Annotated in this window: 18 protein-coding genes; 6 read left to right on the top strand and 12 right to left on the bottom strand. The window is 67.4% G+C overall.

All coding sequences use genetic code 11. The features are described from left to right. Positions 1-169: 169 nt before the first annotated feature. On the bottom strand, positions 170-316 hold the full coding sequence (locus tag AVL48_RS39685; protein WP_167386361.1) for a hypothetical protein: 147 nt from the start codon (positions 314-316) through the stop codon (positions 170-172). 192 nt (positions 317-508) lie between these two features. On the opposite strand from AVL48_RS39685, the gene AVL48_RS28010 reads away from it, so the two are divergent. The 4 genes from AVL48_RS28010 to AVL48_RS27995 all read left to right on the top strand — a co-directional run bounded on the left by AVL48_RS28010 (position 509) and on the right by AVL48_RS27995 (position 3,383). After that, positions 509-1,075 (top strand): YbaB/EbfC family nucleoid-associated protein, encoded by a 567-nt coding sequence (locus AVL48_RS28010; RefSeq protein WP_061979962.1) that lies wholly within the window; start codon positions 509-511, stop codon positions 1,073-1,075. 130 nt (positions 1,076-1,205) lie between these two features. Continuing rightward, positions 1,206-1,565 (top strand): hypothetical protein, encoded by a 360-nt coding sequence (locus AVL48_RS28005; protein ID WP_061979963.1) that lies wholly within the window; start codon positions 1,206-1,208, stop codon positions 1,563-1,565. 15 nt (positions 1,566-1,580) lie between these two features. Then, a complete protein-coding gene (locus tag AVL48_RS28000) occupies positions 1,581-2,768 on the top strand; it encodes a hypothetical protein (protein WP_061979964.1) in 1,188 nt (395 codons plus the stop codon). Positions 2,769-2,771: 3 nt separating this feature from the next. Beyond that, a complete protein-coding gene (locus tag AVL48_RS27995) occupies positions 2,772-3,383 on the top strand; it encodes a hypothetical protein (RefSeq protein ID WP_061979965.1) in 612 nt (203 codons plus the stop codon). 4 nt (positions 3,384-3,387) lie between these two features. On the opposite strand, the gene AVL48_RS27990 is transcribed toward AVL48_RS27995, so the two are convergent. The 6 genes from AVL48_RS27990 to AVL48_RS27965 form a co-directional block, all read right to left on the bottom strand. Beyond that, complete coding sequence (locus tag AVL48_RS27990) at positions 3,388-3,888, bottom strand: GNAT family N-acetyltransferase (RefSeq protein WP_061979966.1); 501 nt, start codon at positions 3,886-3,888, stop codon at positions 3,388-3,390. Between the two features lie 82 nt (positions 3,889-3,970). Continuing rightward, positions 3,971-4,462: a hypothetical protein gene (locus AVL48_RS27985; RefSeq protein WP_061979967.1), complete on the bottom strand. Its 492-nt coding sequence runs from the start codon at positions 4,460-4,462 to the stop codon at positions 3,971-3,973. 55 nt (positions 4,463-4,517) lie between these two features. Further along, positions 4,518-4,751 carry a hypothetical protein gene (locus AVL48_RS27980; RefSeq protein ID WP_061979968.1) on the bottom strand — a complete coding sequence of 78 codons (234 nt, stop codon included), beginning with the start codon at positions 4,749-4,751 and terminating at the stop codon, positions 4,518-4,520. Between the two features lie 28 nt (positions 4,752-4,779). Further along, positions 4,780-5,013 (bottom strand): hypothetical protein, encoded by a 234-nt coding sequence (locus tag AVL48_RS27975; RefSeq protein WP_061979969.1) that lies wholly within the window; start codon positions 5,011-5,013, stop codon positions 4,780-4,782. 45 nt (positions 5,014-5,058) lie between these two features. Next, on the bottom strand, positions 5,059-6,819 hold the full coding sequence (locus AVL48_RS27970) for a hypothetical protein (RefSeq protein ID WP_061980569.1): 1,761 nt from the start codon (positions 6,817-6,819) through the stop codon (positions 5,059-5,061). 79 nt (positions 6,820-6,898) lie between these two features. Further along, a complete protein-coding gene (locus tag AVL48_RS27965; protein WP_061979970.1) occupies positions 6,899-8,698 on the bottom strand; it encodes a hypothetical protein in 1,800 nt (599 codons plus the stop codon). Between the two features lie 636 nt (positions 8,699-9,334). Here AVL48_RS27965 and AVL48_RS27960 point away from each other — a divergent pair. Beyond that, positions 9,335-10,141 (top strand): M15 family metallopeptidase, encoded by an 807-nt coding sequence (locus tag AVL48_RS27960; protein ID WP_061980570.1) that lies wholly within the window; start codon positions 9,335-9,337, stop codon positions 10,139-10,141. Positions 10,142-10,281: 140 nt separating this feature from the next. Here AVL48_RS27960 and AVL48_RS40305 read toward each other — a convergent pair whose 3' ends face one another. The 4 genes from AVL48_RS40305 to rpoB all read right to left on the bottom strand — a co-directional run bounded on the left by AVL48_RS40305 (position 10,282) and on the right by rpoB (position 19,728). Continuing rightward, positions 10,282-11,199, bottom strand: a complete 918-nt coding sequence (locus AVL48_RS40305; protein WP_244162505.1) for an SdrD B-like domain-containing protein — start codon at positions 11,197-11,199, stop codon at positions 10,282-10,284. Continuing rightward, positions 11,172-12,050: an SdrD B-like domain-containing protein gene (locus AVL48_RS40300; RefSeq protein WP_244162506.1), complete on the bottom strand. Its 879-nt coding sequence runs from the start codon at positions 12,048-12,050 to the stop codon at positions 11,172-11,174. Before AVL48_RS40300 ends, AVL48_RS40305 begins: the two co-directional genes overlap by 28 nt. Before the next feature lie 177 nt (positions 12,051-12,227). After that, positions 12,228-16,142 carry a DNA-directed RNA polymerase subunit beta' gene (locus tag AVL48_RS27950; RefSeq protein ID WP_061979971.1) on the bottom strand — a complete coding sequence of 1,305 codons (3,915 nt, stop codon included), beginning with the start codon at positions 16,140-16,142 and terminating at the stop codon, positions 12,228-12,230. A gap of 85 nt (positions 16,143-16,227) precedes the next feature. Then, positions 16,228-19,728, bottom strand: coding sequence for a DNA-directed RNA polymerase subunit beta (gene rpoB / locus AVL48_RS27945; RefSeq protein WP_061979972.1), 3,501 nt, complete (start codon positions 19,726-19,728; stop codon positions 16,228-16,230). Positions 19,729-20,392: 664 nt separating this feature from the next. On the opposite strand from rpoB, the gene AVL48_RS27940 reads away from it, so the two are divergent. Then, entirely contained in the window at positions 20,393-21,631 is a 1,239-nt protein-coding gene (locus AVL48_RS27940; protein WP_244162507.1) for a hypothetical protein, read from the top strand. Positions 21,632-21,813: 182 nt separating this feature from the next. Here AVL48_RS27940 and AVL48_RS27935 read toward each other — a convergent pair whose 3' ends face one another. Then, on the bottom strand, positions 21,814-22,776 hold the full coding sequence (locus AVL48_RS27935) for a hypothetical protein (RefSeq protein WP_061979973.1): 963 nt from the start codon (positions 22,774-22,776) through the stop codon (positions 21,814-21,816). Between the last annotated feature and the right edge of the window lie 79 nt (positions 22,777-22,855).

Genomic DNA, 22,855 nt, shown 5'->3' with positions numbered 1-22,855 from the left:
CTGAGCACCCCGTTCACACCGCACGGCACACGGGACGGCCCGACGCCTGCCGGGCACGGTCTCCAAAGATACCCGCCCACTTCAGGGGCGACCAAATCGGGGGGTCGATAACTATATCGTGCCGGGCGTCGCGCCGCGGCCACCCTGATGGAACGGCGTTTCGGCCGTCTTATTCCTCGTCGGGCTTGGCGTGGTCCGGCCTGCCCGGGTTCGGGTCCCGGCCGAGGTCGATCAGCGGGTGCACGGGTGCCCCCTCCGGCGCCGCGTGACTCCCCCGCCTCGGCTCTTCCACGCTTTCCTGCTGCTCGGCGTCCACGACGCCTCCCCTCGCTGTGCTGCTTGTCGCCGTACTCGGCGAACCACGCTACCTATTCCCCTAACGGGTGAGCCGGATGGATCCGGGAACCACACCATCGCGTCAAACCGGTGAATAGGTCACGATGACACCGGTCACAGCGTCGACGGGCGTGGTTCCAGGTGGCGCATCGCACTCGCACGGGGAGGCTCCATGTCAGCCGAGTTCGACCAGCTGGTCGCGGAATTCGAGAAGTTCCAGTCCAAGCTCCAGAACGTCGACGATCGCTTCGCGAACATCGGCGGGATGCAGGACGAACTGAGCAGGCTCGAGGCGACGGCGACATCACCGGATCGTTCGGTGACGGTGGTGGCGGGTCCTGGCGGCGCCATCATGGACGTCCGGTTCACCGAGGAGGCCCTCCGCCAGCGTCCCGAAGGCCTGTCGGCCGCGCTGATGTCGACCATCCAGCAGGCCGTGGCCGAATCGGCCCGCAAGCAGGCCACCATCGTCGAAGAGCACATGGGCGACGATCTCCACCTCGTCGACCAGGTGCTGGAGACCCAGGCCGAGCTGTTCGGGACCACGGTCGAGGACCTGAAGGCGCAGATGGCGGAGGACGCGCCCGCGCGGGGACGGGCCGAGCAGCCCGACGACTACTCCGAGCGCTCGGTCCTGCGGTCCGAAGCCGAACCGCAGCAGCAGCCCACCCCGCCCCCGGCCGGCGGCTCCGACGGCGACCGTTTCCTGAAGAACCTGTTCGACGAAGACGACCGCTGACCCCGGCGCCGATCGCCTTCAGCGGGCTAATCGCGATTTGAAGGGTTTCGGGAACCGGGGGCGGCGCTTCCGGGTCCTAGGGGCCGATCACGACGATCCGCACCGGAAGGTGCTTGAGGAGGGGTCTCCGATGGGCGAGGGACACGCGGTGGTCGTCAGCGCTCTGCGTACTTACTCGGGCAAGCTCGCGCAGGATGTCCGGGTCCCGGCCGAGGTGGGGCGGCTGGTGCGGCAATCCGACGTGGGCGACGAATCCTGGGGCGTGGTCGGCCTGTTCGTGAAGAACGAATACACGGAGATGCTCACCGACCTGCAGGATCTGCTGATCGAGATGTCGGCGGGGTTGACCGCCGCGTCGGAGAAGCTCGGCAACGCGGCCACCATCTACGAGCGCAACGAAGAGGACAACGTCAAGTCGCTCAACGAGATCCTCAAGATGCTCGAGCAGCCCGCGCAGTCGCGGACACCGCAAATCGGACCGGCCGAGTAACGAGGGGGCACGATCGTGGCCGACCAGAAGATCACCGGCGAGCACACCAAGATCCAGATCAACGACTACAACCCGGACGTCGTCCGCACGGACAAGGTGCTGACGTCGCTGCCCGGCCCGATCGGCAGCGGGGTCAGCACCTTCAACACGGTCAAGGCCGCGACCGCGGACGGCTTCCAGGCGAGCGACATCGGCACCATCGCCGCCAGCGGGGCCGGTTTCGTCAGCTCCTGCGTGGGCGTCGCGGACATCGCGAGCGACCCGATCGGCTGGCTGGTCGGCCAGGGGCTCAGCTTCCTGATGAACGTGTGCCAGCCGATCCAGGACGCCATCCACCTGGTCAGCGGCGACGGTCCGGCGTTGTCGAACGCGGCGAGCAACTTCAACAACATCGGTGTCTGGCTGCAGAAGTACAGCAAGGAGTTCGGCGACAACGCGGTGCAGTCACTGTCCCAATGGGACGGTGACGCGGCGGACGCGGCCGGCGAGAAGCTGGCGAAGTTCGGGCAGGGCATCGACGGGATCGCGGCGCAGGCCGGGGACATCGCGCAGCTGCTGCAGATCTCCAGCATGGTGATGACGGTGATCGAGGAGTTCATCAAGGCGATCCTCACCGAGTTCATCACCTGGCTGATCATGATCTGGATTCCCGCGCTGGCCGCGGCCGTCCCGACCTGTGGCGGCTCGACGGCGACGGCGGGCGGGCTGACGGCCACCCGCGCGGTCTCCACGACGTCGAAGGTGCAGAAGTTCCTGAACAAGCTCCGCCAGCTGCTCGACAAGATCAAGCAGTTCCTGGGCAAGCTCAAGGAGTTCTTCGGCAAGTGGAAGGGCAACTACAAGGAGCTGATGGCCCACAACAAGACCACCGCGCAGCTGGCGGCCGGGCCGGGCGCGTCCGCGTGGGGCAAGTTCGCCTCGAAGGACGGCGCCATGGGCGGCAGGCTCGCGGACGGCTTCGGCGAGCGGATGACGTCGGCCACGAAGAAGGCCGCGTTGAACACCGTCGGACTCGGCAAGGCCACGAACGCGGACGGCAGCTGGAAGACACCGGAGACCGGCAAGGAAAAGGGCGAGGTCGCGGCGGGTGTCACCGGGAAGGTCGGCACGTACACCTCGGGCGGGATCAAAGCAGGTGAGTACGGTTCCGTGGGTGACGACGAGCAGACAACCGAAGAGACCAGCGACAATCTGGACTTCTGAGCCGTGACCGGGTGGATCGTCGCCATCGCCGCCGTGGTGCTGCCCCTCGGGCTGGCCGCCTGGTGGATCGCCGCCGGGGCGGCGAAGAAACGTGGACTGGCCAAGCTGGCCAGGGAACGGGGCTGGGACTTCTTCAGCGGTGCCCGGCTCGGGCCCGGCGCCTCGGGCGGGCGGCACGAGCAGGCGGTCCGGGGCCGTGCGCCGGCTCCCTTGCGGCGGACCGGGGAGTCGATCGACCAAGCGGTGGTGGGCACCCATCGCGGGCTGCCCTTCGGCGTCTACCGGTACCACCTGCCGGGTGCCGGGTTCCGTCAGGACGGCACCCGGGAGTCCGGTTCGCTGCGGACCGTCGTGCACGTCGAGGTGGGTGCGAGCATGCCCGACTGCACGCTCTCGATCAGCGGGTCCGAAGTGGACTGTTCGAATCCCGGATTCGTGCCGCGTCCCGAGGTCCGCGAATGGCTGCTGGCGAACGTGAGCCGGTGCCGCGAATTCCACACCTCCGGCCGGACGGTGGCGGTGGTGCCGAAGTCGTTGCCGAGCGGGCCCCAGCTTCTGCGCACCTTGGACTACCTGACCGACGTCGCCGGCCAGGTACCCCTCAATCGCGTTTAGCGGGCTAAACGCGATCCGGCACGGCCGGGGCCAGGGACTTCGCGAAGTAGTGATGGGCATAGGGGTCGTCGTTGAAGGGCTCGACCGTCTCGTAGCCGAGGCGCGCGTACAGGGCCCTCGCCTCGACGAGGTCGTCGCGGGTGTCGAGGCGGATCAGCGTGGCCCCGAGGCCGCGGGCGACGTCTTCGGCGGCGGCCACGAGCAGCGCCGCGCCGCCCTTGCCGCGCTCGGACTTCCGCAGGAAGACGCGCTTGAGTTCGGTGATCCCGGGCGTCATGACCCGGAGCCCGGCGCAGCCGGCGAGCACCCCGTCGCGCCGCGCGAGGAGGAAGGCACCGGTCGGCGGGACCATGTCCCGGCTGTGCTGCTGCTCGAGCAGGACGTCGAGCTCCTCTTCGGTGACCTGGCGCTCGTAGTAGCGGGACGCGATCTCGTCCAGGTACTCGCGCAGCAACTGGGCCGCGTCCGGGTGGTCGACGGGGGTCACTTCGAAGGTCCAGCTCATGTCTCCATGATCCCCACCCCGGCCAGCGAATTTCTCCGGCCCCGGATCGCGATCAGGGGGCGAAAGTCGACCTGGAGGCGGGTCAGGAGGGGGCCAGGCGGCCGGCGCAGGTGGCGACCTCGCCGGGGGTGGACTTCTCCGACGTGACGACGGCGCCGCCCACGGCCACCCGGCATTCGACGGTGCCCTCGCCCTGCCCCATCAGCTGGACGGTCGGCGGCGCGCCGGTGTTCTTCCACGTGAGTTCCTTGCGCCACGGCAGCGTCACCTGCAGCTCCTGGTGCACGAGCCCCAGCCCGTTCGAGTCGTAGACCACCGTCGCGGTCCCCGTCCCGACGAGCTCGTACGCGATCCGCCAGTCGTTCGACACGGGCCGCGGCTGCGCCTGGCTGAGCGTCCGCGTGATCGTGCGGTCCGGTTCCCGCGACGGCGCGGCGTCGGTGGGTTCGCCGACGACGGCCACGGTTTCGGCCTGCGGCTCCTCACCGCCGTTGAGCAGCACCACGCAGGTCGTGAGCGCGGCCACCGCGATCCCCGCGATGACGATCCGCCCGATCAGTTGTCTGTCGGCCATCGGTTCTCCTCACCGAAAGTGGCGGCGCGGCCCGGGAGCCGCGCCGCCACGGAAGTCAGGACGGCAGCAGCCGGCCGGGGACGCCGTTGAGCGACTGGATGAGGCCCAGCACCGGGACACCGAGCGGCGCGAACGTCCAGATGTTGTTCAGGTCGCTCGTGTCGGGCTCGTCGACCACCACGACATCGTTCGGGGCTTCCTGCGCGGCGAGCGCGGGAGCGGCCGAACCGAGGGCCACGAGCCCGGCGAGCGCCGCGCCGGCGACCGCGCGGACGAGGGTGTTCTTCATGGGTTTCTCCTTTGCTGGTAACGGTTTCTTACGAAATCGGCGTGATGATCCCGTAGATCGGGGCGAGGACGTCGGTGGGCACGGGGACGGCTGGACCGAGCAGTCCGCCGAGGTCGAGGCCGGGAATCAGCCAGACCGCGGGGTTACCGCCACCGGCGGGCAGGCCCGGCAACGGGTCGGCCGAGGCGATCCCACCGGCGAGGCCGGACAGCGCGCCCGCCACGGCGAGCGGCAGCAGCACACGGGCCGCGATTCGCTTCATCTCTTCTCCCTTTTCCTTACCGCTGCTGGAATCGAGCGGAATCCTTCACCGCAGCACCGAGCTGACCGGCACGATCGTGCCGTCGGGGATCCATTGCCCCGCGTAGTTCCGGTCGGCGATCATCCCGGCGGCGTGCGGTTCGCCCGGGTACATCGGCATGGCGTTGACCTGCGCCGCGGCGAAGATCTGGACGTCGCCGTTCACGGACGTCCATTGGCCGCCCAGCCAGTTCCGGAAGCCGCCGAGCGTGGGGCTTTCGCCGCCGAAAGCGTTGTTCGTGGCGACCGCGTAGCTGACGGCGACCTGCTCTCGCGGGTCGAACCTCAGCGGCAGCGAGGAACTCGCGACGGCGTTGACGATGGGACCGTTGAGGAGCCACGGCGCCAGGTACAGGCCGTACTGATGGGTCGGCTTGAGCCGCTGGGACTCGGCCGCGCGGGTCATCGCCGTGTAGCCGCCCGCCCAGCCGGACACCACCACCAGCGCGGTGTTCGGGCCCGCTTCCGCCTGCACCGGGAGCCCGGCACGCGCGGCGGTCTCGCGGACCAGCTTCGCGGCGGCCGCACTCCGCGGCGACGTGTCCTCGACGAGAGTGAGCGCGGAAGGCTTGCGCCCGGCGAGGAACTCGACGAGCTTGACCAGGGAACCGCTGTCTTCCCCCGAAAGCGTGGCCGCGGGGCACGCAGTGAGGACGTCGCGGCGGTCGGCGATCAGGCCACCCAACGCGGCCGACGCGCATTCGGGCGCGTCCGTGTCCTCGATGGCCGGCCCTTGCTCCTCCCCCGCGTCGACCTCGATCGTGGTCTTCTCTTCGCCACGGCTGACGATCAGGTCGCTGCGCCCCTTCGGCAGGTCGACCTCGGCCCAGGTGCCCTCGGCGCCGGGACGCACGATGGCCTTGCCGATCAGGCCGCCTTCGATTCCGGCCGACAGGCCGTCTCCGGCGCTCGCCGGGAAATGGACGAGGTTCTTGCCGGGCCGCTGCGGGCTCACCAGCACCGGGATCCGCTGCCCACCGACGGACGCGTCGGCGAGCAGAGGGACTCCGGGAATCGGTAGTTCGGGCGGTTTGGGGATGGCCGCGAGAGCGCTCCAGGCGACGAAACCGACAGCCACGGCGGCCGCACCGAGTCGATAGGCACGCGTGGAATCCTTGCCTGAAAAGAAAAATCCGGCGATAACGGTGGCGACGGCCGGGAGTACGGCGATCACCAGCAACGTGATCCCGAAGAAGGTTCCGTAGATCCGTCGGTCGAGCCCGAGTCCGGAGGAGAACAGCTGGACGGCCCCGGCGACCACAAGAAGTCCGCCCAGCGTCAGGGAAAGCGGGCCGAGCCGGAAGTTAGTCTGGCGCCACCCCGCGGCGGGCACCCAAACGGAAAGAACGGTGACGCCGAACCACAAGGCCGCCGCCGCGACGTAGCCGGTGTCGATGGCGAACTCCACCCCGGACCGCCCGAGCGAGGTTTCGAGCACCACCAACGCGGCCAAGGCGAGGGAAGCCCATCGGCCGGCTGAGGGCCAGCGCACCAGAACGGGAAGGGCCAGTGCGAGGGCGATGTGCACGATGAGCGCGATGACATTGACGTCGGTCGCGAAGGCGGAAACAGCCGCGAGCGCGGCGGAAACCCCGCCGAGCGCGGCGATGGTGAGGTAGAGACGCCGAGGCAGTTCGCCCACCAGCGGGCGCAGAATCCCGGTTCCGGCAAGGAAAGCGGTCGCCAGCAACAGCCCGAGCCGAAGCAGGACCAGGGCGATGCCGACGCCGGGCGAACCCGAACTCGCCGGTATGACGTGGTGATCCATGGGGACCTTCCGGAGCGAATCGGCGGGGCCGTGGGTGGCGGACGCGCCCGCCACCCACGACCTTCCGCGCCGAACAGGGTTATTTGAGATCCGCGTCCGCTACGACGAACAGTTCGGAGTGCGGTTTGGCGTTTCCGAAGGACCCGTGCGGCCAGGTCTTCCGGTTGAAGTTGATCCCGACCTGTCCGGTGAATTCGTCGCGGAAGTTCTGGTCGACCGCGAGCTTCCCGTCCTCGCCGAGGTTCAGCAGGTTGACCTTGTGGTCACCGTCCAAACCGGACCGGGCGACGAAGTAGTTCGACACCGCGAGGTGCTGCGGCTTGTCGGTCTCGTGGTAGTACCCGTCGTCGCCGAGCACGAAGTTGTCGTAGGCGCCCCAGTGCGGGCCGCCGCCGGGCGTACCCGGGTTGATCGGCGCCGCGCCGACGACGGTCGGCAGGTCGCCGCCACCACCCTGCTGGGACTTCTCCTTCGTGTCGATCCGGCCCTTGATGTTCTCGACCTTGTCGCCCGCGGCGAGCAGCTTCTGGATGTCGAGGATGTACACGCCGCCGGTGGTGCCGGGGTCGTCCGGGCCGAGCGCGCCCTTGGAGCGACCGGTGATCGCGCGGTAGAGGTACTTGTCGTCGGGGCTGGTCTGGATCCAGCCACCGTTCGAACCACCACCGTTGGAGTCGTTGTTCGGGTGGATCGCCTTGTTGGCGGCACCGTCGTCGAACACCTGGATCCAGTGCGGTTCCTTGGCGGTGATGTCCGGCGTGTAGAACACCGCGCCGCCCTGCATGGTCTGGGCGAACGCGCCCTTGTGGCCGGGCAGGTTGGTCACCGTGGTCTCCATGACCGCGCGGCTCTCGGCGTGCAGCGGATCCGCCGGGTCGGCGCGGGGGCCGTCCGGCAGGTACGAGACCGCCTTGAGCTTCGGCTTGTTGCGGTCGGAGATGTCCCACGTGCGGACGGTGGGGCGCCGCAGATACGGCGACGGCTGCTTCACCGGGTCGAGGATGATGTTGCGCGGCTCGGCGTAGTCACTGGTGACGAGGGTGTCGAGGTCCTCGCGAGCCTGGATCCCGTGCGGGTTGGCGCAGGTCGGCTTGTCCAGTTGCGGGAGGTTGTCGCACAGCTTCTTGTTGTCCCCCTGCGGTGTGGCCGCCGGGGATTCGGAAAGCACCCGCGCGTTCTGGTCGAAGCGGACGACCTCGCCCGGGCTGCCGGCGAAACCGTTGCCCACCACGGTGGCACCGTTGGCGTAGGTATGCGGGCCGGGTACGACCGGGCCGCCCATGTAGGTGCCGTACGCGGTGCCGTCCTTGAGCACCCAGTACGCGTCCGGCACGGAACCGCCGAGGGTCTGGGTCGGGAGGCTGACGCCCTTGAGCTTCAGTTGCGGCAACGCGGAGACATCGAAGGCGTACGTCGCGGCGGCGAACAGCGCACCGGCGTAGATCGTGTCGCCCTTGTGCCACACGTACTGCATGTGGTGCGGCTCGTTCTCGACCAGCGGTCCGACGGTGGCGGTGTTGACGACCTTGCCGTAGGTGGGCGAGCCCTGCGTCGCGTCGATCACGGCGAGGAAGTCCGGACCGGGCAACGCGTTCTTGATCTTGTTCAGGCCGCCGCCGAGCGAACCCGGCAGGTTCTTGACGTCCTTGACCAGGGTGTCGGCGATGTTCTCGTCACCGGCCCAGACCAGCAACCACTTCTTGCGCTTGCCGTCGGCGCTTCGGGCCGCCGCGACGTCCTTGGCCACCAGGTGGTTCTGAACCCAGTACTCCTTGCCGTCAGCCGCCTTCTTCGCGTCCTTGACGACCTGGACGTCGGCATAGGCTGTCGTCGCCGAGCCGGTATAGGTCACCGTGCCCACGGCGAGCGCCGCCGCCATGGCGCCTATCGCCACTTTTCGCCACTTGGGCGAGTTGGATAGCATTCTTTCTCCCTGTTTTCGCTACCGAAGCGCCAGACAATTGGCACACCTCTTCCCCATTTCGCGCAGACGTCACCGACACGGATCAAGGGAAAGCAATAAACCGCGGGTTCGAGCAGGGAACCGTTGCGGCACAGCGGAAATCGTCAGCACACGCCGAACGGATACAGCCGTTTCGACTGTACGAATTCAGCGGGACACGACGAACCGGAAAGGTCAGGAATCCATACACAGCGCGCTTGCTTGCTGCCGCAAGTCAACGTGCCGGCGCCACACCAAGGCGACTGGGGATTGCATGGGCGAAATACTTGTGCGAAGCCGCCCTAGTGTCAATCTCGTGATCAAAGAATGGGACATGCCACGGCAGAGTGAATTTCCCACGATGCGGATGGACCATTGGTCCGAACGAGTGGCGATTTTCCGAGTAGTGGGAACTAGGCCACCTGGCCGCACTACCGCAGGTCACAACAGACCAGTAACCGGCGTCCACCGGACGCGCGGCCGTTATGTATTCGTTATGAATTGCCGGGAACTTCCCTGCGGTACCGCACGATCGGTGGGTCCGCGAAGCTCCTCAACGCGGTAGACAAGGCCATGCCAAAGACGTTCAGAAGGGCACTGGCCGTTGCCGCTCTCGCCGTGCTCACCGCGTTTCCCGTGCCCGCGCAGGCTTCGGAGAAGAAGGCACCACCGGAGTTCGTCGCGCTTTCGGATGTGGCGCCGACGATCCCGCACGAGATCCGGTACCGCGGGGCGCACAACTTCGTCGGCCGGAAGATCGACGGGTATGTCCAGCCGCTGTGCCTCCTGACCCGGCGGGCCGCGGAGGGACTGCGCGCGGCGCAGCGTCGGCTGTTGCGGCAGGGCTACACGCTCAAGGTGTACGACTGCTACCGGCCGCAGCGTGCCGTCGACCACTTCGTCCGGTGGGCCAAGGACCTCTCCGACGAGAAGATGAAGGCGGAGTTCTATCCGAACGTGGCGAAGGACCGGCTGTTCGCCGACGGGTACATCGCGGAGAAGTCCGGGCATAGCCGCGGGAGCACGGTGGACCTGACGATCGTGAAACTGCCGCCCCGGCCGCAGCGGCCCTATCGCCCTGGTGAGGCGCTGGTGCCCTGCTCCGCACCGGATCGCTTCCCGGACAACATGGTCGACATGGGGACCGGGTACGACTGCTTCGACACGCTTTCCCACACCGACGACCCTCGGATCACCGGCGAGGCGCGGGCGAACCGGCAGCTCCTCAAGGGCACGCTCGCGGCGGCCGGGTTCCGGAACCTGCCCGAGGAGTGGTGGCACTACACCTTCATCGACGAGCCGTTCCCGGACACCTACTTCGACTTCCCCGTCGCGCGCCACTCCCTGACCTGCGCTCCCCTCTCCCCGGATCGCGATTAGGGGGCGAAACGCAAGTCGCGTCCCCGGCGCCCCGGATCGCGTTTAGCCCGCTAAACGCAAGTGGGGTGGTCGCGGCGGAGCAAGGGAAAGCCCCCGGTCCGTGGTTGCTGGACCGGGGGCTTTCGTGGGGCTGTTCGCGGTCAGTCAGCCAGGCGACGGCGACGAGCGCCGAACATCAGGGCACCTCCGAGTCCCAGCGCGGCCAGGGCGAGCCCGCCGAGCCAGAGCACGTCGGCACCGGTGCTCGCCAGACCCGAGCCGCTCTCTCCACCGCCGGAACCCTGCTGTCCACCAGGTACGCCGGGCGCCGGAGTGATGGTTCCCGAGGTGCCGCAGCCCGACGGCTGGGCGGGGACGGCGGGCAGCGGAGCGTCGCCGGACTCGGCCTGGATGAACACCGTGGCGGGGTTCTCCGCCGGACCCCTCACGTCGATCGAGGTCGGGTTGTCGTACTTGATCCGCCAGCCCTGCGGAGGCAGGAAGTACAGACGGTAGTCCGGTCCGGGCACCACCTTGTGGAATTCGAAGTGTCCCTTCGCGTCGGTCGTGGTCTCGCCCGCGACCGGGCAGTCGCCGTCGGAGACGAGCACGACCTTGACGCCGGCGAGCCCTTCCCGAGGCTTGTCCGGCTCAGCGTCGCGGACCACGTCACCGACGACGGCGGCGATACCGCCTGGCACCACCGCCCGGTCACGGGCGGTGGCGTGGCTTTCGATGTCGACCTCGGCATAGCCGAAGTCGCATTCCACTCCGACGTAACCACGATTGAGAGCCGCGTCCGGCACCTTCGCCGACACCTCGAACGTACGCGTCTGCCCCGGAGCGATCGTCGCCCCGGCCGTGGCGTAGTGGAGTTCTCCCCAACCGGGCCCAACGTTCAGCGCGTGCTCGGCACCCGCACGGTTACAAGCGGCCACGATGCCGGTGAGCGGGTGCGATCCGGAGTTGGACAGCGTCACGGTGATCTGCGCCAGGTCGCCGGGCTTGTAGCTTTCCTTGGTGAAGGCCAACGATGCCTTCAGCGCGCCGTTCAGCGGCGGCGCACCACGGAAGAGCAAGTCCTTCGTGTCCGTCCCGATCCGGACGGTCTTGAACGGAACAACCAGCCCTTGACCACCTCGCCACCGAAGCGGTACTCGGCGGCGGGTACGTCACCGAACTCGATACGTCCATTGGCGTCGCTCGTGGCCGTGTACTTGGTGGGGCCGTTGACGTACTGCAACGTGAGGGTCACGCCGTCCAGCTTTTCACCGTCGTCGAGAGCACCGTTGCCGTTCTTGTCACCGAAAACGATTCCCGCCACCCGGCTGGTCTCCTTGATGACGTTCGCGCCACCGGAGAACTCACCGACCTTGAATCGGGTCTTGTCGAACAGGTTTCCCTTCACGACGGTGAAAGCCTTCTCGATGTCCCGGACCTTGCCCGTGACCTGCAGCTCGAAACTTTCTCCCTGTTTGAGGTTCTTCCCCTCCTTGCCGGAGGTGAGCTCCCGCCAGCCTGGTTCGTAGGGAATCTCCAAGTCGGTCGGCTCGGCGAAGGACGGCGAGACCCAGACGCCGAACGCATCGACGTTACCGACATTCTTGATCTTGAAGGTGAACCGGACGTCTTCGTCGGTCCGGTATTCCGGCTTTTCGAAAACGACCGACGCATCGATTTTCGCTCGTTCGGCCTGCTGTTTCGGCGCCTCGGACTCCGAAGTCCCCGCAGGCGGCGCATTGGGCGCAGGTGCTTCGGAACTCGCCGGCGCTTCGGACGTCGCCGGTGCGCTGGAGACAGGTACCGAAGGCTCCGGATCCGCTCCGGCGGGCGCGGCGAAGATGCCGGTCAAGGCCGCCGCGGCGGCCAATGTGGCGAGATAAACAGCCCCAGTACGCGAGACGGATCTACCGCCCTGTGATTTACTCACGCAGAGTCACCCCTGATTACAAGGGAAATGCGCATAGCCCCCGAACCGCGTAGAACCGCCTTACTTTAGCGAGATTCCCGGCGCGTCAGTACCTATTCGGGTGACTGGATTCGTCTGCACAAACGGGAAGGGCCCCCGCCGGATCGGCGAGGGCCCTTCTCGTGGTTCTGGCTTCGATCAGCGGAAGTCGCGGCCGAAGTCGTAGTCGTCCAGCGGCACCGCGGCACCCGGGGTGGAGGAGCCGAAGACATCCGGGGTGTAGTAGCCGTCGTCGTAGGACGGGATCGCGTAAGCGGCGACCCGCGCCTCCTCGGTCGGCTGGACCTGGATGTTGCGGTACTTGTTGATCCCGGTACCGGCCGGGATCAGCTTACCGATGATCACGTTCTCCTTGAGGCCCACGAGCTTGTCCGAGCGGCCGTTGATGGCCGCGTCGGTCAGGACACGCGTGGTCTCCTGGAACGAAGCCGCCGACAGCCACGAGTCCGTGGTCAGCGAGGCCTTCGTGATCCCCATCAGCACCGGACGACCCGAAGCCGGCTCGCCACCCTCGGCGACCGACGCCCGGTTCTTCGCCTCGAACTTGGTCCGCTCGGGCAGCTCGCCCGGGAGGAAGTCCGTGGCGCCGGAATCGATGATCGTCACCCGGCGGAGCATCTGCCGGACGATGACCTCGATGTGCTTGTCGTGGATCGACACACCCTGCGCCCGGTACACCTTCTGGACCTCGTCCACCAGGTGCATCTGCGCCTCGCGCGGCCCCATGACCCGCAGGACCTCGTGCGGGTCCGGCGTGCCTTCGAGCAGCTGCTGGCCGACCGCCACGCGGTCACCGTCGCCCAGCGGGCCGCTCGGGGTGTTCGCGAGCCGCTGACGCTTGGACAGCTTGTCGAAGACGATCTCTTCGCTGCCGTCGTCCGGGATCAGCGTGATCTTCCAGAACCGCTCGCTCTCTTCGATGCGCACACGGCCATCGACGTCGGCGATCGGCGCCTTGCCCTTCGGGACCCGGGCCTCGAACAGCTCCTGGACACGGGGCAGACCGGTCGTGATGTCGTCACCGGCGACACCACCCTGGTGGAAGGTACGCATCGTCAGCTGCGTACCCGGCTCACCGATCGACTGGGCCGCGACGATACCCACGGCCTCGCCGACGTCGACGAGCTGACCGGTCGCCATGGACCGGCCGTAGCAGGTGGCGCAGATACCGACGGCCGACTCGCAGGTCAGCACCGAGCGCACCTTGACCTTGGAGATCCCGCTCGAGATGAGCTTGTCGATCGCCGGGTCACCGATGTCGTCACCGGCGTTGAGCACGACGTTGCCCTTGGCGTCGACCGCGTCGGTCGCCAGGTTCCGTGCGTACACGCTGGTCTCGACGTGCTGGTCGCGCAGGACCTTGCCGTCGCCGATGTCCTCACCGATCGGCATGTTGATACCGCGGGTGGTGCCACAGTCGATCTCGCGGACGATGACGTCCTGCGACACGTCCACCAGACGACGGGTCAGGTAACCCGAGTCGGCGGTACGGAGCGCCGTGTCCGCCAGACCCTTACGGGCACCGTGGGTCGCGATGAAGTACTCCGCCACCGACAGGCCTTCACGGAAGTTGGCCTTGATCGGACGCGGGATGTACTCACCCTTCGGGTTCGACACCAGACCACGCATACCGGCCAGCGACCGGACCTGCGTCATGTTGCCCGCCGCGCCCGACTTCACGATCATCGCGATCGGGTTGTCGTCCGGCAGCGCCGTCTCCATGATCTTGTGGACCTCTTCGGTGGCCTGCGTCCACACCTTGACGAGCTCGTTGTTGCGCTCGGCGTGCGACAGCTGACCACGCTGGTACCGCTTCTCGACCTGGTCGGCCTTGCCTTCGTACTCGTCCAGAATGGCGGCCTTGCCCTTCGGGACGAGCACGTCGGAGATCGCGACCGTGACACCCGAACGGGTCGCCCAGTAGAAACCGGCGTCCTTCAGGCGGTCCAGGGTCTGCGCGACCTGCGTCATCGAGTAACGCTCGGCGAGATCGTTCACGATCATGGCCTGACGCTTCTTCGGCATCGGCTCGTTGATGAACGGGTAGTCCGCCGGCAGCAGCTCGTTGAACAGCACGCGGCCCAGGGTGGTCTCGGCCAGCCAAGGCTTGCCGGGCTCCCAGCCCTTCTCCGCGAGCGCCGCTTCGTCGGCCTTGGCGGGCTGACGGTCGACGATGCGGATCTTGATCTTGGCGTGCAGGCTCAGCGCCTTGCGGTCGAACGCCATGATCGCCTCGGCAGGCGAGGAGTAGGCGTTGCCCGTGCCCTCGGCGTCCTCGTTCAGGCGGGTCAGGTGGAACAGACCGGTCACCATGTCCAGCCGCGGCATGGCGAGCGGGCGGCCCGACGCCGGCGAAAGGATGTTGTTCGCCGACAGCATCAGGATGCGGGCCTCGGCCTGCGCCTCCGCGGAGAGCGGGAGGTGCACGGCCATCTGGTCACCGTCGAAGTCCGCGTTGAACGCTTCACAGACCAGCGGGTGCAGCTGGATGGCCTTGCCTTCGACCAGCTGCGGCTCGAAGGCCTGGATACCGAGGCGGTGCAGGGTCGGCGCCCGGTTCAGCATCACCGGGTGGCCGGTGATGACCTCTTCGAGCACGTCCCACACCTGCGGCCGCGAGCGCTCCACCATCCGCTTGGCGGACTTGATGTTCTGCGCGTGGTTCAGGTCGACCAGCCGCTTCATGACGAACGGCTTGAACAGCTCGAGCGCCATGTCCTTCGGCAGACCGCACTGGTGCAGCTTCAGCTGCGGACCGACGATGATGACCGAACGGCCGGAGTAGTCGACACGCTTGCCGAGCAGGTTCTGACGGAACCGGCCCTGCTTGCCCTTGAGCAGGTCGGACAGCGACTTCAACGGGCGGTTACCGGGACCGGTGACCGGGCGGCCGCGGCGGCCGTTGTCGAACAGCGCGTCGACGGCCTCCTGCAGCATCCGCTTCTCGTTGTTGACGATGATCTCGGGCGCGCCGAGGTCGATGAGCCGCTTCAACCGGTTGTTCCGGTTGATGACCCGGCGGTAGAGGTCGTTCAGGTCGGAGGTGGCGAACCGGCCACCGTCGAGCTGGACCATCGGGCGCAGGTCCGGCGGGATCACCGGGACGGCGTCGAGCACCATGCCGCGCGGGTCGTTGCCGGTGGCCTGGAAGGCCGCGACGACCTTGAGCCGCTTCAGCGCGCGGAGCTTCTTCTGCCCCTTGCCGTTGCGGATGGTGTCGCGCAGGTTGTCGGCCTCGGCCGCGACGTCGAACTCGGTGGCCAGCTTCTGGATGGCCTCCGCGCCCATGCCGCCGGTGAAGTACTCGCCGTAGCGGTCGACGAGCTCGCGGTAGAGCAGCTCGTCGGCGATCAGCTGACGCACGTCGAGCTTGGTGAAGGTCGTCCAGACCTCCTCGAGACGGTCCAGCTCGCGACCGGCGCGGTCACGGATCTGGCGCATCTCCCGCTCGCCGCCCTCCTTGACCTTGCGGCGGACGTCGGACTTGGCGCCCTCCGCCTCCAGCTCGGCCAGGTCGGCTTCCAGCTTCTGCGCCCGTGCCTCGATGTCCGCGTCACGCTTGGTCTCGAGGTTCTTGCGCTCGACGCCGATCTCGTTCTCCAGCGTCGGCAGGTCGTTGTGCCGCAGCTCGGTGTTCACACCGGTGATCACGTAGGCCGCGAAGTAGATGATCTTCTCGAGGTCCTTCGGCGCCAGGTCGAGCAGGTAGCCGAGGCGGGAAGGAACACCCTTGAAGTACCAGATGTGGGTGACGGGAGCGGCCAGCTCGATGTGGCCCATCCGCTCACGGCGCACCTTGGCGCGAGTGACCTCGACGCCACAGCGCTCGCAGATGATGCCCTTGAAGCGGACCCGCTTGTACTTACCGCAGTAGCATTCCCAGTCCCGGGTCGGGCCGAAGATCTTCTCGCAGAAGAGGCCGTCCTTCTCGGGCTTGAGCGTCCGGTAGTTGATGGTCTCCGGCTTCTTGACCTCGCCGAAGGACCACTGACGAATGTCGTCGGCGGTAGCGAGGCCGATGCGGAGCTCATCGAAGAAGTTGACGTCCAGCACGTCTTTACATCCCCTTGGGGTTGATGCGACTAGAGGAGTTGGCGAGCGGAGGCGGGAGCCTGAGTGGCTCCCGCCTCATCGCGGATCAGTGCACGACGTCGTCCACCGAGGGCGACTCGTTGCGGGACAGGTTGATGCCGAGGTTCGCCGCGGCACGCTCGAGGTCCTCGTCGTCGGAGTCGCGCATCTCGATCGCGGCGCCGTCGCTCGACAGCACCTCGACGTTGAGGCAAAGCGACTGGAGCTCCTTCAGGAGCACCTTGAACGACTCCGGGATACCCGGCTCGGGGATGTTCTCCCCCTTGACGATGGCCTCGTACACCTTGACGCGGCCGACCACGTCGTCCGACTTGATCGTCAGCAGTTCCTGCAGGGTGTAGGCGGCGCCATACGCCTGCATCGCCCAGCACTCCATCTCACCGAAGCGCTGGCCACCGAACTGTGCCTTACCACCCAGCGGCTGCTGCGTGATCATCGAGTACGGACCGGTGGACCGGGCGTGGATCTTGTCGTCGACCAGGTGGTGCAGCTTCAGGATGTACATGTAGCCGACCGCGACCGGGTACGGGTACGGCTCGCCGGAGCGGCCGTCCAGCAGCGTGGCCTTGCCGTTCTGCTTCACCATGCGCTCACCGTCGCGGTTCGGCTTGGTGGCACCGAGCAGGCCGGTCAGCTCGTCTTCCTTGGCACCGTCGAACACCGGGGTGGCGGTGTTCGTGCCGGGGTCGACGTCGTAGAGCTCCTCGTTGAGGTTCTTCGCCCAGTCCGGGTTGCCTTCGATCTTCCAACCCTGCGAAGCCAGCCAGCCCAGGTGGAGTTCCAGCACCTGGCCGATGTTCATACGACGCGGGACACCGTGGGTGTTCAGGATGATGTCGACGGGCGTGCCGTCCTCCATGAACGGCATGTCCTCGACGGGGAGGATCTTGCCGATGACACCCTTGTTCCCGTGGCGGCCGGCGAGCTTGTCACCCGGCTGGATCTTCCGCTTCTGGGCCACGTAGACGCGGACCAGTTCGTTGACGCCCGGGGGCAGCTCGTCGTCGTCCTCGCGCGAGAACACGCGGATGCCGATGACCTTGCCGGTCTCGCCGTGCGGCACCTTCAGCGAGGTGTCGCGGACCTCACGGGCCTTCTCACCGAAGATCGCGCGGAGCAGACGCTCTTCCGGGGTCAGCTCGGTCTCACCCTTGGGCGTGACCTTGCCGACCAGGATGTCGCCGTCGCGGACCTCGGCACCGATGCGGATGATGCCGCGCTCGTCGAGGTCGGCCAGGACCTCCTCGGAGACGTTCGGGATGTCCCGGGTGATCTCCTCGGCGCCCAGCTTGGTGTCGCGGGCGTCGATCTCGTGCTCCTCGATGTGGATCGACGTGAGCACGTCGTCCTGCACCAGGCGCTCGGAGAGGATGATCGCGTCCTCGTAGTTGTGGCCCTCCCACGGCATGACCGCGACAAGCAGGTTCTTGCCGAGCGCCATCTCACCGTTCTCGGTGGACGGGCCGTCGGCGATGACCTGACCCTGCTCGACCCGGTCGCCCTCGTTGACGATCGGGCGGTGGTTGAAGCAGGTGCCGTGGTTCGAGCGACGGAACTTGTACAGTCCGTAGCTCTTCCGCGTGCCGTCGTCGTGCATGATCGTGATCAGGTCGGCCGAGAGCTCCTCGACCACACCGGCCTGCTCGGCGACGAGCACGTCACCGGCGTCCACCGCGGCACGCAGCTCCACGCCGGTACCGACCAGCGGGGCCGAGTTGCGCAGCAGCGGAACGGCCTGACGCTGCATGTTCGCGCCCATCAGCGCGCGGTTCGCGTCGTCGTGCTCGAGGAACGGGATCATCGCGGTCGCGACCGAGACCATCTGCCGCGGCGAGACGTCCATGTAGTCCACGTCCAGCGGGTCGATCAGCTCGACCTCGCCGCCCTTCTTACGGACCAGGACGCGGTCTTCGACGAAGGTGCCGTCTTCCGAGATCGGCGCGTTCGCCTGCGCCTTCACGAACCGGTCTTCCTCGTCCGCGGTGAGGTAGTCGACCTGGTCGGTGACCCGGCCCTCGACGACCTTGCGGTACGGGGTCTCGATGAAACCGAACGGGTTGACCCGCGCGTACGAGCAGAGCGAGCCGATCAGACCGATGTTCGGGCCTTCCGGCGTCTCGATCGGGCACATGCGGCCGTAGTGCGACGGGTGGACGTCACGGACCTCCATGCCGGCGCGCTCACGCGACAGACCACCCGGGCCGAGCGCGGACAGACGACGCTTGTGCGTCAGCCCCGACAGCGGGTTGTTCTGGTCCATGAACTGCGACAGCTGCGAAGTACCGAAGAACTCCTTGATCGCCGCCACGACGGGCCGGATGTTGATCAGGGTCTGCGGCGTGATCGCCTCGACGTCCTGGGTGGTCATCCGCTCACGGACGACGCGCTCCATCCGGGACAGACCGACGCGGATCTGGTTCTGGATGAGCTCGCCGACGGTGCGGAGACGACGGTTGCCGAAGTGGTCGATGTCGTCGGTCTCGACCGGGATGACCTGGTCGCCGACGGTCGCCTTGTCCTCGCCGGCGTGCAGCCGGACCAGGTACTCGATCGTCGAGACGATGTCCTCTTCGGTCAGCGTCCCGGTGTCGTACGGCGTGGTGAGGCCGAGCTTCTTGTTCAGCTTGTACCGGCCGACCTTGGCGAGGTCGTAGCGCTTCGGCTTGAAGAACAGGTTCTCCAGCAGCGTCTGCGCGCTCTCCTTCGTGGGCGGTTCGCCCGGGCGCAGCTTGCGGTAGATGTCGAGCAGCGCCTCGTCGGTGCCCGCGGTGTGGTCCTTCTCGAGGGTGGCGAGCAGCGTCTCGGAGAAGGAGAAGCGCTCGCGGATCGCCTCGGTGGTCCAACCGAGCGCCTTCAGCAGCACGGTCACCGGCTGGCGGCGCTTGCGGTCGATGCGGACGCCGACGGTGTCGCGCTTGTCGACGTCGAACTCCAGCCAGGCACCCCGGCTCGGGATGACGCGGACGTTGAAGACGTCCTTGTCCGTGGTCTTGTCGACGCTGGTGTCGAAGTACACACCCGGCGAACGGACCAGCTGGGACACGACGACACGCTCAGTGCCGTTGATGACGAAGGTGCCCTTGTCGGTCATCACCGGGAAGTCGCCCATGAAGACCGTCTGGCTCTTGATCTCGCCGGTGTTGTTGTTCACGAACTCGGCGGTCACGAACAGCGGGGCCGCGTACGTCATGTCCTTGTCCTTGCACTCCTCGACGGAGGCCTTGACCTCGTCGAAGCGCGGGTCGGAGAAGGACAGCGACATGGATCCGGAGAAGTCCTCGATCGGCGAGATCTCGTTGAGGACCTCTTCCAGGCCACCGACCGGGTTTTCTTCACCTTCTTCGACGCGGCGTTCGAACCACGCCTCGTCGCCGGTGAACCATTCGAATGACCTGATCTGCACGTCGAGCAGGTTCGGGGTGTTGAGCGGCTCGCGAATCTTTGCGAAGGAGACCCGCTTGGGGGCTCCCGGGATTCCCGTGGACTCCGAGCGAGATACAGCCGAGGTGGTCGCAGCAGTGGCCTGGTTCGCGGGAGAGACTGCCAAGATGCGTCCTTCCGGGGACAATGAGCGGTGAGCAGCCGCGTCAGCAACAGCTGATGCGGTCTGTCAAGGGTGCCGTGTGCCCACTATCCTAACTACCGGCTCCGGGCAGCCTGAAAGAGGGCAGCGCAAAGAAGCAGTCTAGCCCGAACGTCGCGGTCTGTCCAGGGGGCGCTCCTGATGGGGCCCAGCCTGCATCGCAACGTCTTCAGGTATGCCTCTCCTCGGCTTCCCCGGGTCGTCCCTCCCGCAAGGGCACCGCCGGTTCTCGCCGTTGCCAGTAAGCGTGACCCCACGCGGGCTCGTAGTCAAGATGCCGCGCGGTGGTCCCGCCGGTTGGCGCAGCGTTGAAGAGGTCACGCGGAGGGTGACGAACAAGACGCTTGTCCTGATTACCGTGCAGTACCCGCAGGTGACGGCGTTGGCGCGCCGACCTGCGTTTCGCGGGCAGATCGTGATCCGTCCGGCGGCTGTTTCGGAGAGTCACCGAGTCGAGCGTCCGGCGGCCGGGAAGGTGACAGTCACGGCTCTGGCCGTGTGACCGCTGTGACCGGTGGGCCTTCTGGGGCGGCGCACAGGAAGCCGTCCCGAGCGACTTTCGCCCGCTAATCGCGACGCGCGTTTAGCGGGCTAAACGCGCTCCGGCGGCCGGTGCCAGACTGGGGCGATGTTCCAGATGCGCGAGGACGGGCCGGAGCCGGACACCACGCCACCGATGCCCCCTGTCGTCATCCCGCCGGACGCCGAACTGCGCCTCGCCGCCGAGCGAAGTCCGGTACTGAAGGAACTACGCCAGTACGTCGCCGGCTTGGCCGGGCACAGCGGCCACGGGGACTCCCTGGTCGGTCGCTGGGCCGAGGATTGCGGACTCGTCCGCGTCCTCAAGGGCGCCCACGTACCGGTCAAGAAGAACGCGAAGCTTCTCAGGGACCCCCTCGCCCTGTGGGAACGAGCGTTTTCGACGGTCGGCGCGGCCGGGCAGGACCTGGCGGGCAAAGACTCCGTCGATCCCGGAATACAGTTCCCTCAGCTGGCTTCGGCGCTCACGTTCACGCTGTACAGGTCGAACGGAGTTCCCGTTCCCGCGGAGCTCGCCCTCGGGTTTCTCGCGGGGATGTTCGAACGCTCTCCGGCTGCCAGTCCTTCGCTCCGCTATGCGACGACCGTCCTGCTGGAGCTGCTGGACCGGCTCGGCGCGGTCGAGCGCGACACCGTGACGGACCCCGCCTCCCTCGCCAAGCTCGCGGAAATCGCCGGTAGCCCGGATCCGGACCCGACGCTGATCAGGCTCACGCCGCTCGCCGTCTGGGCGACCAACCGGGAGCTCCGCGAGGCGGGGGTGGCCGCGCCGATCGTCGGTGAGGCCGCGGACCAGAGTCTCGACGACCTGAGTTCCCACCTCCTCGACGCCACGCCGAAGGCCATCGACGCGGACCTCAAAGCCTGGGTTCGGCGTCGATCGCCCCTCGACGCGGCGACCGAGGCGGGCGAGCTCCTTCGGACTGCGACCACGCCGTCCAAACGGCTGTTCGCCTTGATCGCGCTCGGCGAGACCGGCGAATCCGGCCTCGTCATCGCCGCCGAGATCCGCGCGGAGGGCGGCCTGCCTGGGGCGGTCGCGGGAATGTGGCTGTCGGAACGTGGAGCGGTCGATCGCGAATCGGTCACCCGCGATGAGGTCGTCATCGGGATGACCGACCACTACGCGGCCATGAACGAGCTAGGCGCCTTCGTGCACCAACTCGCCGAGATGGACGACGGCTTCGACCTCGTCGAACTGCTCACGGTCTCCGGCCACCCCGCGACGACCGAGCTGCTGGACGTCGTCGCCGCCGGGCATCCGGACCGGGCGACGGCCAAGAAGGCGAGGAAGGCTCGCTTCAAGCTGCGGTCGCGCGGCCTCTGACCGCTCGTCGGCCAGGCCCAGGTCAGCGCGCCGTCGCGTCACGATTAGCCCGCGAAAGTCGACTTGGCGCGCCCTCTGGAGGGTCCCGCCCAGATCGCGTTTAGCGGGCTAAACGCGAGCCTGGGGCCCAGACCCGAGCGGAGCGGCAGATCGCGTTTAGCCCGCTAAACGCAAGTGGGGGGCTACTTGCTCGGGGCCGGGGAGGCGGGGGGTGCGGCGGGGGCAGAGGAAGCGGCGGGGTTCGGCGGAGCGGCGTAGGTGTTCATCGCCGTGATCTTCCACTTGTCGCCCTGCAGCTCCGCGTTCAAATGCAGCTGCGCGCTCCCGGCGGTGGTCTTGTTCGTGTCGGCTCGGGTCGAGCTCTGGTCGACGAACACCATCACGTCGGCCCGGTCACCTTCCAGCCGGATGACGGCGCTGCGGGTGACCTTGCAGGTCACGACCATCTTCTGCTGCGGGGCCAGCCGCTTGACCTCGCCCATCAGCAGGTTGTACTTCGCCCGCACCTCGTCGTTGACCAGCAGATCGTTCGCCGCGGCCTCGGTCTTCGCGATGTTGTTGTAGTCGTACGAGAACAGCGCCTCGGTCGCCTTCGCGACCTGGTCCTTGACCTGCGAGGTCTTCGCGACGTCCAGCAGCGCGGTGTTCTCCGTCGAGCTGGTCACCTCGTCCGCCTGGATCTTGAAGAGCACCGCGGCCGCGGCCAGCAGCAGCCCGACGACGACCAGCGCGCCCGCCAGGATCAGCTGCCGGGAGCCAGGCTTCTTCGGCTTCTCGGAGTCGGCATCGGCCTCGGCGGCAACCGCGGCTTCGGCCTCTTCGATGTCGTCCGGCTTAGCCCGGACCGCCACACGAGCCTTCGCACGCGGACTCGGCTTCGCGACTACCTCGTCTTCAGTGGCCTCAGCACTCTCAGGAGCCTCGACAGCCTCCGAAGCCTCTGCAGGCGCCTCGACAGTCTCAGCAGCAGGCTCCGAAGGCTCCACAGCCGGAGCCGGAGCCGGACGCGGAGCAGGCCGCGGCGAAGGACGGCGGACCGGCGCCGGCTTTGTCACCGGCGTCTCGTCGACCTCGGCCTCAGCCTCGACCTCGGGGGCTGGCGCCTCGCTGACCGGAGAGGCACCCGGCCGGCGCAGACCGGCCACCCTGGGGCGGCGCACCGGCGGAGTGCTGCGAGGAGGCTGGCGACGGGAGGGGGGCACTACGAGGCTCCGTTCTAGGTGA

Origin of the sequence: Amycolatopsis regifaucium, from assembly GCF_001613935.1 — a bacterium.
GTDB classification, from domain to species: domain Bacteria; phylum Actinomycetota; class Actinomycetes; order Mycobacteriales; family Pseudonocardiaceae; genus Amycolatopsis; species Amycolatopsis regifaucium.
Note: the sequence above shows the minus strand (reverse complement) of the source record. Positions and strands in the feature narration are given on the sequence as shown.